Genomic DNA, 13,613 nt, shown 5'->3' with positions numbered 1-13,613 from the left:
CCGCCGTGGCGCGGGTCGCGCCCGAGCCGTCAGCCGATCACGAGCACCAGGTCGCCGCCCTCGAGCTGCTGCACCGCCCCGATCGCGAGCCGCTGCACGGTGCCGGCGACCGGCGTGGTGATGGCGGCCTCCATCTTCATGGCCTCGACCGTGGCCACCGTCTGACCCGCGGTGACCTCCTGGCCCGCCTTGACGACGGCGGTGACCGCACCCGCGAACGGTGCGGCGATGTGCCCGGGCACGCCCGGGTCGGCCTTCTCGGCGGTTGGCAGGTCGACGGTGACCTCGGTGTCGCGGATCTGGAGCGGGCGCAGCTGGCCGTTGAGCGCGAACATCGCGCTGCGCATGCCCCGCTCGTCCGGCTCGCCCACGGCCTCGAGCCCGACCAGCAGCCGGACCCCCTTCTCCAGGACGATCTCGACCTCGTCGCCGGGCCGCATGCCGTACAGGTAGCTCTTGGTGTCGAGCACCGAGACGTCACCGTGCAGGGCGCGTGCCGCCTCGAAGTCCTTGGTGGGTCCGGGGAACAGCAGGTGGTTCAGCCGGCGCCGGCGGGTGGCCGAGTCGGCCGCGAGGTCGCTGCGGTCCTCGTCGGTCAGCGGGGTCACCCCGCCGCGGCGGGTGCGTCCCTCGAGCGCCTTGGTGCGGAACGGCTCGGGCCAGCCACCCGGCGGGTCACCGAGCTCACCGGACAGGAAACCGATCACGGAGTCCGGGATGTCGAAGTCCTGCGGGCGCTCGGCAAACTCCGCCGGGTCGGCGCCGCGGGCCACCAGGTGCAGCGCGAGGTCACCGACCACCTTGGACGACGGCGTGACCTTCACCAGCCGACCGAGGATCCGGTCGGCGGCGGCGTAGGTCGCCTCGATCGCCTCGAACTTCTCGCCCAGGCCGAGCGCGATCGCCTGCTGGCGCAGGTTGGACAGCTGCCCGCCCGGGATCTCGTGGTCGTAGACGCGGCCCGTCGGTCCGGGCAGGCCGGACTCGAACGGCCGGTACAGGCGGCGCACGGCCTCCCAGTACGGTTCCAGGTCGCACACCGCGCGCAGCGAGAGCCCGGTGTCGCGCTCGGTGAACTCCAGGCCCGCGACGAGCGCCGACATCGGCGGCTGGCTGGTGGTGCCGGCCATCGCGGCGCTGGCGACGTCGACGGCGTCGACCCCGACGTCCGCGGCGGCGAGCAGCGTCGCGAGCTGGCCACCGGCCGTGTCATGGGTGTGCAGGTGCACGGGCAGGTCGAAGCGCGACCGCAGCGCAGCGACGAGCTTGGCGGCGGCCGCCGGCCGCAGCAGCCCGGCCATGTCCTTGATCGCGAGCACGTGCGCGCCGGCCGCGACGATCCGCTCGGCGAGCCGCAGGTAGTAGTCGAGCGTGTACAGCTTCTCGCCCGGGTCGAGCAGGTTTCCCGTGTAGCACAGCGCGACCTCCGCGATCGGGGTGCCCGCCGCCCGGATCGCCCGGATCGCGGGGAGCATCTGCTCGACGTCGTTCAGGGCGTCGAAGACGCGGAACACGTCGATGCCGGTCGTGGTGGCCTCGCGCACGAACGCGTCGGTCACCTCGGTGGGGTACGGCGTGTAGCCGACCGTGTTGCGCCCCCGCAGGAGCATCTGGATCGCGATGTTCGGCAGCGCCTCGCGCAGGCTGGCGAGCCGTTCCCACGGGTCCTCGGTGAGGAACCGCAGCGCGACGTCGTAGGTCGCACCGCCCCACGCCTCCACGGAGAGCAGCTCCGGGGTCAGGCGCGAGACGTGCGGCGCGACGGCGAGCAGGTCATAGGTGCGGACCCGGGTCGCGAGCAGCGACTGGTGCGCGTCCCGGAACGTGGTGTCGGTCACCGCGAGGGCCTTCTGGGCGCGCAGCGCGGCGGCGAAGCGGTCCGGACCGAGCGCGAGCAGCCGCTGCCGGCTGCCGTCCGGCACCGGCCCGGCGGTGTCGAGTGTGGGCAGCTTGCTCCGCGGCTCCGCAGAGAGGGGAGGGGGGCCGTTCGGGCGGTTCACGGTCACGTTGCCGATGAAGCCGAGCAGCCGCGTGCCGCGGTCCGCGCTCGCGCGGGCCTGCAGCAGCGTGGGTCGCTCGTCGATGAACGACGTCGACAGGTCGCCGGCCACGAACGAGTCGTCGGCCAGCACGGCCTGCAGGAAGGCGATGTTGGAGTGCACGCCGCGGATCCGGAACTCGGCCAGGGCCCGCCGCGCGCGGCCGACCGCCGCCGGGAAGTCCCGCCCGCGGCACGTCAGCTTCACGAGCATCGAGTCGAAATGCCCGCTGACCTCGGCGCCGGCGCTCGCCGTCCCGCCGTCGAGCCGCACCCCGGCGCCGCCCGGGGACCGGTAGGCGATGATCCGACCGGTGTCGGGCCGGAACCCGTTCGCCGGGTCCTCGGTCGTGATGCGCGCCTGCAGGGCGAAGCCGTTCACCCGGATGGTGTCCTGGGTGAGGCCGAGGTCGGCGAGGGTCTCCCCCGACGCGATGCGCATCTGGGCCGAGACGAGGTCGACGTCGGTGACCTCCTCGGTCACGGTGTGCTCGACCTGGATGCGCGGGTTCATCTCGATGAACACGTGCTGGCCGGCGCGCTCCCCCACCGTGTCGACGAGGAACTCGACCGTGCCCGCGTTCTGGTAGCCGATGCTGCGCGCGAAGGCGACCGCATCGCGGCACAGCGCGGCGCGCAGCTCCGGGTCCAGGTTCGGCGCGGGTGCCACCTCGATGACCTTCTGGTGGCGGCGTTGCAGCGAGCAGTCGCGCTCGAACAGGTGGACCACGTTGCCGGCGCCGTCGGCCAGGATCTGGACCTCGATGTGCCGCGGACGCAGCACCGCACGCTCGAGGAACATGGTGTCGTCGCCGAACGACCCGGCCGCCTCGCGCATCGCTGCCGAGAGCGCCTCGCGCAGGTCCTCGCGCCGCTCGACGCGCCGCATGCCCCGGCCGCCACCACCGGCGACGGCCTTGGCGAAAAGCGGGAACCCGATCTCCTCGGCCGCGGCCTCGAGCTCAGCCAGGTCCGACGACGGTTCGGTGGACGGCAGCACCGGGATCCCCGCGGCGCGCGCGGCAGCGATCGCGAGCACCTTGTTGCCGGCCAGCTCGAGCACCTCCGGCGGCGGCCCGATGAACGTGATGCCGGCCGCCGCGCAGGCCCGCCCGAGGGCCGGGTTCTCCGAGAGGAACCCGTAACCCGGGTAGATCGCGTCCGCCCCGGCGTCCCGAGCGACCCGGATCATCTCGTCGATGTCGAGGTAGGCGCGTACCGGGTGACCCTCCTGCCCGATCGGGTACGACTCGTCGGCCTTGAGGCGGTGCACCGAGTTGCGGTCCTCGTACGGGAAGACGGCGACCGTTCGGGCGCCCAGTTCGTACGCGGCACGGAAGGCCCGGACGGCGATCTCGGATCGGTTCGCGACAAGCACCTTCGAGAACACGTGACACCTTTGTTCGCTTGGTTGGATCGGTGATCATCCCACGACCGCTGCGACGGCGTCTGGGACGCCCACCGCGGCCGGTCGGTCGCCGGTCGCGGGGCAGGCGCGGCGCGCGCCCAGTGACCTGCCGATATGGTAAGCGCGTGCTGGTGCTGGGGGTCTGCAGTCTCAAGGGTGGCGTGGGCAAGACGTCCGTGACTCTCGGGCTCGCTTCGGCTGCCCTGGCGCGGGGAGTCCGCACCCTCGTGATCGACCTCGACCCGCAGGGTGACGCCACGATGGCGCTCGGCGCGGACGGGACCGACCGGCTCGACGTCGCCGCGGTGCTGGACGACCCGCGCGCCTGGGTGGTGCGGCGCGCGATCTCCCCGAGCGCGTGGGCCGACGAGGGGCTCGACGTCATGCGGGGGTCGGCGCGGGCGGCGGCGCACGACGGGCCGTGGTCCGCCGAGGACCTCGGGCGCCTCGTGCTCGCGCTCACCTTCGTGGGCAGCTACGACCTCGTGCTGCTCGACTGCCCGCCGTCGCTCGGCAGCCTGACCCGGGTGGGCCTCGCTGCGTGCGACCGGGCCGTGGTGGTCACCGAGCCGGGGCTGTTCTCCGTGATGGCCGTCGGCCGCGCGATGCGGACGATCGACGAGCTGCGACGCGGACCGGCGCGGGCCCTGCAGCCGCTCGGCGTCGTCGTGAACCGGGTCCGGGGCCGCTCCAGCGAACAGGCGTTCCGGCTTGCCGAGCTGCAGATCCTCTACGGGCCGCTCGTGCTCTCCCCGGTCGTTCCCGAGCGGGAGGCGCTCCAGCAGGCTCAGGGTGCGGCGCGCGGCGTGCACACGTGGCCCGGGGAGTCGGCGGCCGAGCTGGCGGGCATCTTCGATCTGCTGCTCGACCGCGCGCTGCGCGCGCCCCAGATGATCCGGGCACGGGTGAGGCCGAGGCCCGCTGCCTGAGGATCAGCCGGCGGTACGTGCCTGTCGCCGCGCGGCCAGCTCGTCGTTGGCACCGGCCTTCGGCGCGTCGTCGACGCGCTCGGTCGGCATGGCGGCGAGCGTGCCCTCGACCTCGCGCCAGACGCGCCCGACGGCGATGCCGAACACACCCTGCCCGCCCTGGACCAGGTCGAACACCTCGTCGGCCGAGGTGCACTCGTACACCGACGCGCCGTCGGACATCAGGGTGATCTCCGCCAGGTCCTCGACGCCGCGCGTGCGCAGGTGCGAGACAGCGCTGCGGATCTGCTGCAGGGAGACCCCGGTGTCCAGCAGCCGTTTGACGACCTTGAGCACGAGGATGTCGCGGAAGCTGTACAGCCGTTGCGTGCCCGAACCCGTCGCGGGCCGGACCGTCGGTTCGACGAGCCCGGTGCGGGCCCAGTAGTCGAGCTGCCGGTAGGTGATGCCCGCGGCGTGGCACGCCGTCGGGCCCCGATAGCCGGTCGTGGTGTCGAGGTCGGGGAGCTCGTCGCCAAAGAGCATCCCTTGCACGCGCTGCGGGATTCCGCTGGCGGCCTCACGAGTGTCACCGCTGCCGCTCACGCGTCCTCCAATCACCGCTGCACGCATCCGCCGAGGAAGCCGGCGCTCGTCGCCCGGTGGGGTGGGCCCTGTGGGCTCGCGCTACGCCGGGGTGCTTCGGATGTCAGTGGACACGCTAGGCCGCCCCGGAGGGGCAGTCAACGACGCCGCGCCGTCGCGGGCCCGGTGTGTCGCAGTCGTCGTGTCTCACGTTCGACCTGAGACTCAGGGTTCGCGGCTCTGGCCGGGGGTCTGGGGTTCCTGGCCCGTCTCGAAGTCCTCGGGAGTGACCTGGTCGAGAAACTCGCGGAACCGCTCGAGCTCCTTCTCCGCGGGCCCGCTCGAGGCCTCCACGCCGGCGATCGCCACGACCTCGGCCGAGCAGAGCACCGGGCTGCCCGTGCGGACCGCCAGGGCGATCGCGTCCGACGCTCGCGAGTCCACGCGGACACCGGTCGCGAGCACCAGCTCGGCGTGGAAGACGCCGTCCGTGAGGCTGTTGATCTCGACCCGCACCAGCGCGACGCCCAGCGCGGCGAGCACGTCGCGCAGCAGGTCGTGGGTCATGGGCCGGGGCGGGATGATCCCCGCCTGCGCCGACGCGATCGCGCTCGCCTCGTTCGGGCCGATCAGGATCGGCACCAGAAGCTCGGCCGCAGGGTCGAGGAGCAGCACGACGATCTCGTCGTCGAGCCTGTGCTGACGCACCCCGACGACCTCGACCGGGACCAGCTCCTCGTCGTCTCCCATCACACTCTCACGCTACGGCTTCTGAGGCTCGAGCGGACAGTTCGTCAGGGTGCGAGTTCGGCGACACCAGCACGAACGAGCACCGTGTGCAGCTGGCTGCAGAGCTCACCGACCTCTGCGGCGAGCGTTCCGGCGCGGGCCCGCGAGGAGGCGGCGTGCTGGCCGCGCCACGGGGCGACGACCTGGTCAACGAGGTCCACCTGCCGCTCGGCCGCGGTTCGGAAGGCCCTCAGGTGCCGAGCGTCGATGCCGTGCTCGCGCAGGGCGGCCGCCAGCACGACGACGTCCCGCGACCACAGGTCGAAGTGTCCGCGCGGTCCGGGGCGCAGCACGCCCGCCTCGACGAGCTCGGTCACGAGCTGCTCCTCGACGCCGGCCTCGGCGGCCAGGCCGGTCGCGGTCCAGCGCCCGGCGACCGCCGGGGCCGCCCGGACCCCGTCGTGGGTCGCCAGTCGGGCGGCGGCGGGCGCGTCGCCCTCGTCCCCGGCGTCCAGGGCGTCGAGCTGTTCGCCGATCACCTTCAGCGGGAGGTAACGGTCGCGCTGCTGGCGCAGCACGAACCGCAGCCGCTCGACGTCGGCCGGGCTGTACTGCCGGTAGCCGGCGCCGGTCCGCACCGGCTCGACGAGCCCCTGCTCCTCGAGGAAGCGCAGCTTGGAGTTCGTCACGGTCGGGAACTCCGGCTGGAGGGACCCCAACACGTCGGAGATGCGCATCGAGGCGCGCCGGGAGATCCCGCGCGGCCACGGTTCGACGGCGTGTGGTCGCTGCGGACCGGCGGAACCCTCCGCGGCCAGGCCGCCGAGGTCGCGGGCCCTATCGCCGGCGGCGCTCATCGCGCCCCGTCACGTGAGTACCGGCGTGCTGCCAGGTGCTCATCCACGGCTCGCGCTCACTGACCAGTCGTCGGGGCAGGCGTCCCACCGCTCTCGCGACCGGGGCTCGAGTAGAACGTCAGCCGGTACTTTCCGATCTGGACCTCATCGCCTGCCCGCAGCACTGCAGCATCGATCCGCTGGCGGTTGATGTAGGTGCCGTTGAGCGAGCCGATGTCGCGGACGACGAAGTCCTCGCCCTCGCGGACGAACTCCGCGTGCCGTCGCGAGACCGTGACGTCGTCGAGGAAGATGTCCGCGTCGACGCTGCGGCCGGCCACCGTCTTGCTCGCGTCGAGCAGGAAGCGGGCACCTGCGCTCGGGCCGCGCTGCATGATCAGCAGCGCCGAGGTGCGCGGCAGTGCCGCGACCGCGGCCTTCTCCTCGCCGGACAGGCCGGTCGGGGAGGTCACATCGGACTCGGCGTGCTCGGCGAATCCCAGGCTCATCGTGGTGTCGGCGCTGCCACGGGGTGCGATCGGGCGCGGCAGCCCACCGGACCCCGTCGCGCCTTGGTCCGCGCCGATGTCGGGCACGTGCGGGCCGTCCGTCATGTCGCCTCCCGAACTTGATCATGGGGTCGGCATCTGCTGCCGACGTGGGGTCCTGCCCAGCCTATGCGGACCCGGACCCTCGGCGCAGCCCTCATCACTTTTCTGCCGGTACTGGGGTGGCGAACTCGGGTTCGTGGACGGGGCGGGTGGCCGAGACCTCGACGAGGTTGTGCGCCGCGGGCGTTCCGTTGCCGCCGGCGTTGCGCACGGCGGCCATCGCACCGCCCGGAATCTCCAGCGCCGGACCCATCGTGGCCGGGTCGCCGATGACGATCCACCGGTAGGGCGCGGTGAGCGTGATGCCGTCGACCTCGATGCCACCGTCGGTATCCACGAAATAGCTGCTCGCGACCAGGCGGTGGTCGTTGATCTGGATCGCCTCGGCGCCCGCGTTGCGCAGCTCCTCGAGCACGTTGAACAGGGTGAGGGCCGGGATCGACCCGCTCGACTCGGAGATGGTCAGCTCGATCCCGGGACCTTCGGCCGGCAGCCGGCCGGACAGGATCCCGAGCGTCGTCGCCGTCTTGGTCGCGGCGTCGAGCGCCGCCTGCTGCTGGTTGGAGCCGGTCAGGAGCTCCTGGCGGGTGCGCTCGAGAGCGGCGGACTCCCGCTCGAGGTCGGTGGCGCGTTGCGTGGTCTCGTCGAGGATCCGCACGAGGTCGGACTGGCGCAGCACCGAGAGTCCCTCGACGTTGGTCTGGCGCACCTGGACGACGAGCGCGAACCCGAGCAGCCCGCAGAGCAGGGCGGCGAGGAACTGCGCGCGGCTGCGGTGCGGGAGCAGCGCATGCAGAAGTCGGCGGCGTGCCGTCGGCGCGGAGGCGGCCGGCGCGCCCTTGAGCGGCGCCGCCGGATCGGCGCGCGGCGCAGACCCGTTGGGGACACTGTCCGTCGCCGCTTCGCTGCGATGATCTGGTGTCATCATCACGCCTTGAGCAGGTGACGCCGGATCGCCGCGGCGTTCAGGAAGATCCGGATGCACAGGACGACGACGACGCCGGTGGAGAGCTGTGTGCCCACGCCCAGCTGATCGCCCAGGAAGACGATGAGGCCCGCGACGACGACGTTCGAGACGAAAGAGACCAGGAAGACCCGGTCGTCGAAGATCCCGTCCAGCATGGCGCGCGCCCCGCCGAACAGCGCATCCAGGGCCGCCACCACCGCGATGGGGAGATAGGGCTGCAACGACGCCGGCACGGTGGGTTCCAGGACCAGTCCGGCGACGACTCCGATGATCAGGCCGAGCACTGCGATCACGGTGAGTCCCTTTCGCTTGTCGGCCCCGAGGATGCCACATCGCCACCAGGGGCGATCGTCGCGGACCACAACCGGGTTGCCGCGCTTCCAGCCAGGTCGAGCGCGTCCTGACTGGTGATCGCGGTGCCGATCCCGTAGGTGTTCCGCAGCGTCGCGAGGTGCTGACCCGCGGCGGTCTTGGCAAAGTTCGTCGCGAGCGTGTCGGGGTCGCCGATCGCCTCGACGACGTACGGACCCGACAGCGGGATGAGGTCGACCAGGATCGCGCTTCCCGCGCTCCTGATGGCTGTCACGGCCGTCAGCCGGTGCCCGTTGATCGCGATCGCCTCGGCGCCCGAGGCCCACAGGCCGTTCACCGCGATCTGCAGGTCGACGTCCTGGACGCGCTCGTCCGGGTTGGCGCTCTCGGGGCTCTCGCGTGCGGCCGCGGAGTCGTGCAGCGTGATGCGCAGCCCCGTCCCGCGCACCGCGACGGCGCCCGAGTTCACCCCGTCCGCGGCGAGCCGGGCCAACAGGGCCGGGTTCCGGTTGCCGATCGCTGCCGTCTGCAGCTTCGAGATCTCCTGGCTGCTCCGCTCGTTCGCCCTCTGGAGGTTGTCGGCCACCCTGGTCCGCTCGCCGATCTGCCTCTCGAGCAGCGTGCGAGCCTGGGCGACGGCCGGCTCGGGAGCGCGCAGGTCGGCGGCGGCGGACGAGGTCAGCAGCCCGAGCCCGATCGCCAGCGCGAACAGCCAGGCCCGCCGGCGCCGTCCGAGCGGCGGGTCCCCCGCGGCTCGGTGCCGCTCGGTCGCTTCCCGGTAGCTCGGGTCGAGCGGGTTTCGCATCACCTCGTTGAGCAGGTTCATCGAGGCGTCGACGGCTCCCCACACGCCCTGCCCGGGCGGGGAGAGGTGTCCGGAACGAGGTGTCACGCTGCCACCCGGCGGGGCCGGAGCAGGGTGCGCGCCTGCGCGAAGTACAGCAGCGCCGCGAGCCAGTACAGGACGACACCCCACCAGGCGAAGGCCCAGCCGAGGGCCGAGGCGAACGTGCCGACCGGCCCGCTCCACTCGGCGAGCAGCAGGAGGGGGAAGGCATAGAGCAGCGCGAAGGTGCCGGCCTTGCCTGCGAAGTGCACCGGGAGTGGTCCGTAGCCGTGCCGCGCGAGCAGCGGCAGCAGGCACAGCAGCAGCACGTCCCGGCTCACCAGGACGATGACGAGCCACAGCGGCACGACGTCGCGCAGCGAGAGCCCGATGAGGGTCACCAGGATGAACAGCCGGTCCGCCGCGGGGTCCAGGAGCTGCCCGAGCCGCGAGACCTGGTGGAAGCGCCGCGCGATGACTCCGTCGAGCCAGTCGCTCGCCCCGGACACGGCGAGCACGCCGAGCGCCCAGACGTCCTCGCCCTGCACGATCAGCACGGCGAACACCGGGACGAGCGCGAGCCGACCGAAGCTGATCAGGTTGGGGACGGTGAGCACGCGACCGCTGACCAGCTCCTCGCGTGCCACTTCTCCCCCGTCGATGTCTGTCACAGCCAACCTGCTGCCTTGCCGATCTTAATTGTGCCGCGACGTGTTACGCCGCGTTGTGGAGGGTGGGTCTACGGGCGGATCAGGGTCTTGATGGCCCGCCGCTCGTCCATCGCCGCGTACGCCTCGGCGACCGAGCCGAGCGGGAGCGTGAGGTCGAACACGATTCCGGGGTCGATCTCACCGGCGAGGACGTCCGAGAGCAGCCCCGGGAGGTACCGGCGCACCGGCGCGACACCGCCCGCGACGTTGAGGTTCGCACCGAACATCTGCGCGATCGGCAGCTCGGGTCCGCCCGCCGGCACGCCCACGTAGCCGACGAAGCCTCCGGGTCGGGTCGTGTCCAGCGCCTGCTGCATCGACTCCCGCGTGCCCACGCACTCCAGGACGGCGTCGGCCCCGATCCCGCCGAGCAGCTCGAGCACCGCGGCGACTCCTTCGGGGCCACGCTCGGCGACGATGTCGGTCGCACCGAACTTCGTCGCCACGGCCTGGCGGGCAGGGTGCCGGGACATGGCCACGATGCGGTCCGCCCCGAGCCGCCGGGCCGCGAGGACCCCGCACAGGCCGACCGCGCCGTCGCCGACGACCACGACGGTGGAGCCCGTGGTGACGCGCGCGGAGACGGCCGCGTGGTGACCGGTGCCCATGACGTCGGAGAGCGTCAGGAGGCTCGGGATGAGCTCGTCGGCGGGGAAGGTCGGGGTCGCGACGAGGTTGGCGTCGGCGAACGGCGCGCGGACGAGCTCGCCCTGGGCGCCGTCGACGAGCAGGCCCTCGTGGTCCAGCTCGCCCCACATCACGCCGTGCGTGCACGACGTCGGGAAGCCGTTCCGGCAGTGCGGGCAGGTGCCGTCGCCGAGCGCGAACGGCGCGATGACGAAGTCGCCGGGCCGCACGGTGCGGACGTCGGCCCCGACGGCCTCGACGACGCCGACCAGCTCGTGACCGATCCGGCGTGGCTGGGGCGTGTCGCGGATCCCGCGGTAGCCCCAGAGGTCCGATCCGCACACGCACGCGGCAACCACCCGGACGAGGGCGTCGGTCGGACGGTGCAGGACGGGATCGGGGACCTGGTCGAGGCGGATGTCTCTCGGGCCGTGGAGGACTGTGGCACGCATGCCGTCGAGGGTACGTGGCCCGGCGCGCCGCCCTCGTCGGGTGTTCTGTGCTTCGCTGGGGCGGTGACCCACGTGAATGACCCCGAGGTGGTCCACCGCCTGCTCACGACGCCGGGCCGGTGGGCGGTGGTCGGTCTGTCCACGAACCAGAACCGGGCCGCGCACGGCGTCGCCGCGTTCGTCAAGGACGCCCTCGGCATGACCATCGCGGCGATCCACCCCTCCGCGTCGACCGTGCACGACGCCCCGGGCTATGAGCGGCTCACCGACGTCCCCGGCGCGATCGACGTCGTCGATGTCTTCGTGAACTCGACCCGCGCGGGGGATGTGGTCGACCAGGCGATCGCCGTCGGCGCGGGCGCGGTGTGGCTCCAGCTCGGGGTGATCGACGAGGAGGCCGCGGACCGTGCGCGCGCGGCGGGCCTCGAGGTGGTGATGGACGCGTGCCCCGTCATCGAGGCGTCGCGCCTCGGCATCGCGTGACGACCTTCCTGGGGTGATGACCGTCACCCGGCCGCGTGTTCGACCCGGCGCGCAACGCCCGGTAGAGTAACCAACGAATCTGGAGTTCGTCGCGTAATCCCTCGTGTGTCTGTGCCGGTGGTTCGACCACCGTCGATGTGTTCGGGGATGGCGACCATGCGGTCCGCCCCCTGGCACCCGTTACAAGACTCCGCCTATGCGACGGAACAGGTTAATTCCCCCTATGACGATTTCTCACGACTCCATTGCGCCCGTGAACGAGCGCACCGAGGCTGTCACCAGCTTCGATGACCTCGACCTTCCGACGGCGCTCCGCCGTGCGGTCGCGGACCTCGGCTTCACCGAGCCGTCCGCCATCCAGGCGCAGGCCATCCCCCCGCTGCTCGCCGGTCGGGACATCACCGGTGTGGCGCAGACGGGTACCGGCAAGACCGCGGCGTTCGGCCTTCCGCTGCTCGCCTCGATCGACCCGGCCCTCGGTCACGTGCAGGCCCTCGTGCTCGCCCCGACGCGCGAGCTCGCGATGCAGACCGCCGAGGCGATCGAGTCGTTCGCCAAGCACCTGCCCGGCGTCGAGGTCATCGCGATCTACGGCGGCTCGCCGTTCGTCCCCCAGCAGCGCGCGCTCGCCCGCGGCGCACAGATCGTCGTCGGCACCCCCGGCCGCGTGATCGACCACATCGAGCGCGGCACGCTGAAGATGGACGGCGTGCGGTTCCTGGTCCTCGACGAGGGCGACGAGATGCTGCGGATGGGCTTCGCGGAGGACGTCGACAAGATCTTCAGCTTCGCCCCGGCCGAGCGCCAGGTCGCCCTGTTCTCCGCGACCATGCCCGCGGCGATCCGGCGCGTGGCGAGCCAGCACCTCAACCACCCCGTCGAGATCGCGACCTCGCGGCAGTCCTCGACCGTCACCACGGTCAAGCAGTCCTACGCCGTCGTGCCGTTCCGTCACAAGGCGGGCGCGCTGGCCCGCGTGCTCGCGGTGTCCGACGCCGACGCCGCCATCGTGTTCGTCCGTACCCGCGGTGCGGCCGAAGAGGTCGGCAGCGCGCTCGTCGAGCGCGGCATCTCCGCGGCCTACATCAGCGGCGACGTCGCCCAGGGCGAGCGCGAGAAGATCGTCGAGCGCCTGCGCAGCGGCGCCCTGAACGTCCTCGTCGCCACGGACGTCGCGGCGCGCGGGCTCGACGTCGACCGGATCGGCCTCGTCGTGAACTTCGACGCGCCGAGCGAGCCGGAGATCTACGTGCACCGCATCGGCCGGACCGGCCGGGCCGGCCGCACCGGTGAGGCGCTCACGTTCGTCACCCCGAGCGAGCAGCACCGGCTCCGCCAGATCGAGCGCCTCACGCGCACGCCGCTGACCGAGATGGCCCTCCCGTCGCCCGCGGACGTGTCCGCGCACCGCGTCCAGCAGCTGCTGGGCAAGGTCACCGCACGCACCGAGGCCGGTCGCCTCGAGCTGTACCGCGAGTCGGTCGCGGTGTTCCTCGCGCAGAACCCGGACGTCGACATCGAGGACCTTGTCGCCTCGCTCGCCGCGCTCGCCGTCGGCGACGACGGCCCCGCGGCACGCGGCCACGGCGACGACCTCGACGAGGCCCTGAGCCGCGCGCGGCTCAGCCCGGAGCGTCCCGAGCGCGGCGGTCGGGGCGACAGCCGCGGCGAGAACCGCAACGGTCCCCGGGGCGGCGCGAGCTCGCGTCGGGCCGAGGGCGGCACGCGGTACCGCATCGCGGTCGGCAACACCCACGGCGTGCAGGCCGGTGCGATCGTCGGTGCGCTGACGAACGAGGGCGGGCTCACGGGCAAGGACCTCGGCAAGATCGACATCTTCCCGAGCTTCAGCCTCGTGGAGATCGCCGGCAACCTCTCGCAGGAAGCGTTCGACCGCATCTCGCGGGCCCGGGTGGCCGGTCAGCCGCTGCGGATCCGCCTGGACGACGGTCCCGCGCCCCGCACGAGCCACCCGACGACGCGCCCGACCGGCCCCGGCGGAACGGGACCCCGCGAGAACCGCGCCCCGTCCGCGGACCGCAAGGTGCACCACCGCAACGCCTCGTACTGAGCACGCACCCGTGACGAGCGACCTCCGCAGCAGCGGGCCCAGCATTGACG

At 72.5% G+C, this 13,613-nt stretch carries 13 protein-coding genes; 3 read left to right on the top strand and 10 right to left on the bottom strand.

Annotated features, from left to right (window positions below):
- Nucleotides 1-29 precede the first annotated feature (29 nt).
- Complete coding sequence (locus VIM26_RS18585) at nt 30-3,428, bottom strand: pyruvate carboxylase (protein WP_331953969.1); 3,399 nt, start codon at nt 3,426-3,428, stop codon at nt 30-32.
- Nucleotides 3,429-3,571: 143 nt separating this feature from the next.
- On the opposite strand from VIM26_RS18585, the gene VIM26_RS18580 reads away from it, so the two are divergent.
- Nucleotides 3,572-4,375 carry a ParA family protein gene (locus tag VIM26_RS18580; RefSeq protein ID WP_331953967.1) on the top strand — a complete coding sequence of 268 codons (804 nt, stop codon included), beginning with the start codon at nt 3,572-3,574 and terminating at the stop codon, nt 4,373-4,375.
- Between the two features lie 3 nt (nt 4,376-4,378).
- On the opposite strand, the gene VIM26_RS18575 is transcribed toward VIM26_RS18580, so the two are convergent.
- From VIM26_RS18575 to VIM26_RS18535, 9 genes are all read right to left on the bottom strand, one after another.
- A complete protein-coding gene (locus VIM26_RS18575; RefSeq protein WP_331953975.1) occupies nt 4,379-4,900 on the bottom strand; it encodes a MerR family transcriptional regulator in 522 nt (173 codons plus the stop codon).
- 264 nt (nt 4,901-5,164) lie between these two features.
- Nucleotides 5,165-5,689, bottom strand: coding sequence for a bifunctional nuclease family protein (locus tag VIM26_RS18570; RefSeq protein WP_331953973.1), 525 nt, complete (start codon nt 5,687-5,689; stop codon nt 5,165-5,167).
- A gap of 44 nt (nt 5,690-5,733) precedes the next feature.
- Nucleotides 5,734-6,525: a MerR family transcriptional regulator gene (locus VIM26_RS18565; RefSeq protein WP_331953965.1), complete on the bottom strand. Its 792-nt coding sequence runs from the start codon at nt 6,523-6,525 to the stop codon at nt 5,734-5,736.
- 56 nt (nt 6,526-6,581) lie between these two features.
- Entirely contained in the window at nt 6,582-7,013 is a 432-nt protein-coding gene (locus VIM26_RS18560) for an FHA domain-containing protein (protein ID WP_331953971.1), read from the bottom strand.
- 199 nt (nt 7,014-7,212) lie between these two features.
- Nucleotides 7,213-8,040 (bottom strand): DUF881 domain-containing protein, encoded by an 828-nt coding sequence (locus tag VIM26_RS18555; protein WP_331953963.1) that lies wholly within the window; start codon nt 8,038-8,040, stop codon nt 7,213-7,215.
- A gap of 2 nt (nt 8,041-8,042) precedes the next feature.
- The gene (locus VIM26_RS18550; RefSeq protein WP_331953961.1) at nt 8,043-8,375 is read right to left on the bottom strand and encodes a small basic family protein; all 333 of its coding nucleotides are present in this window, start codon (nt 8,373-8,375) and stop codon (nt 8,043-8,045) included.
- Entirely contained in the window at nt 8,372-9,286 is a 915-nt protein-coding gene (locus VIM26_RS18545; protein WP_331953959.1) for a DUF881 domain-containing protein, read from the bottom strand. The genes VIM26_RS18550 and VIM26_RS18545 overlap by 4 nt, the downstream gene beginning before the upstream one ends.
- The gene (locus VIM26_RS18540; protein ID WP_414696522.1) at nt 9,283-9,882 is read right to left on the bottom strand and encodes a CDP-alcohol phosphatidyltransferase family protein; all 600 of its coding nucleotides are present in this window, start codon (nt 9,880-9,882) and stop codon (nt 9,283-9,285) included. The genes VIM26_RS18545 and VIM26_RS18540 overlap by 4 nt, the downstream gene beginning before the upstream one ends.
- Before the next feature lie 77 nt (nt 9,883-9,959).
- Complete coding sequence (locus VIM26_RS18535) at nt 9,960-11,009, bottom strand: zinc-dependent alcohol dehydrogenase family protein (RefSeq protein ID WP_331953955.1); 1,050 nt, start codon at nt 11,007-11,009, stop codon at nt 9,960-9,962.
- A gap of 63 nt (nt 11,010-11,072) precedes the next feature.
- Here VIM26_RS18535 and VIM26_RS18530 point away from each other — a divergent pair, with 63 nt between their 5' ends.
- Together VIM26_RS18530 and VIM26_RS18525 are read left to right on the top strand one after the other, a co-directional pair.
- Entirely contained in the window at nt 11,073-11,492 is a 420-nt protein-coding gene (locus VIM26_RS18530) for a CoA-binding protein (protein ID WP_331953953.1), read from the top strand.
- Nucleotides 11,493-11,715: 223 nt separating this feature from the next.
- On the top strand, nt 11,716-13,563 hold the full coding sequence (locus VIM26_RS18525) for a DEAD/DEAH box helicase (protein ID WP_331953951.1): 1,848 nt from the start codon (nt 11,716-11,718) through the stop codon (nt 13,561-13,563).
- Nucleotides 13,564-13,613: the final 50 nt, after the last annotated feature.

This window comes from Pengzhenrongella sp. (assembly GCF_036565025.1).
Lineage (GTDB): Bacteria > Actinomycetota > Actinomycetes > Actinomycetales > Cellulomonadaceae > Pengzhenrongella.
The sequence above is the reverse complement of the archived record's forward strand: the minus strand, read 5'-3'. Positions and strand labels throughout refer to the sequence as shown.

What these genes read in the sequence shown, in the direction of transcription:
- VIM26_RS18565 (WP_331953965.1), bottom strand. Translation starts at nt 6,525, where the DNA reads ATGAGCGCCGCCGGCGATAGGGCCCGCGACCTCGGCGGCCTGGCCGCG.
- VIM26_RS18535 (WP_331953955.1), bottom strand. Translation starts at nt 11,009, where the DNA reads ATGCGTGCCACAGTCCTCCACGGCCCGAGAGACATCCGCCTCGACCAG.
- VIM26_RS18525 (WP_331953951.1), top strand. Translation starts at nt 11,716, where the DNA reads ATGACGATTTCTCACGACTCCATTGCGCCCGTGAACGAGCGCACCGAG.
- VIM26_RS18575 (WP_331953975.1), bottom strand. Translation starts at nt 4,900, where the DNA reads ATGCTCTTTGGCGACGAGCTCCCCGACCTCGACACCACGACCGGCTAT.
- VIM26_RS18555 (WP_331953963.1), bottom strand. Translation starts at nt 8,040, where the DNA reads ATGACACCAGATCATCGCAGCGAAGCGGCGACGGACAGTGTCCCCAAC.
- VIM26_RS18570 (WP_331953973.1), bottom strand. Translation starts at nt 5,689, where the DNA reads ATGGGAGACGACGAGGAGCTGGTCCCGGTCGAGGTCGTCGGGGTGCGT.
- VIM26_RS18560 (WP_331953971.1), bottom strand. Translation starts at nt 7,013, where the DNA reads ATGAGCCTGGGATTCGCCGAGCACGCCGAGTCCGATGTGACCTCCCCG.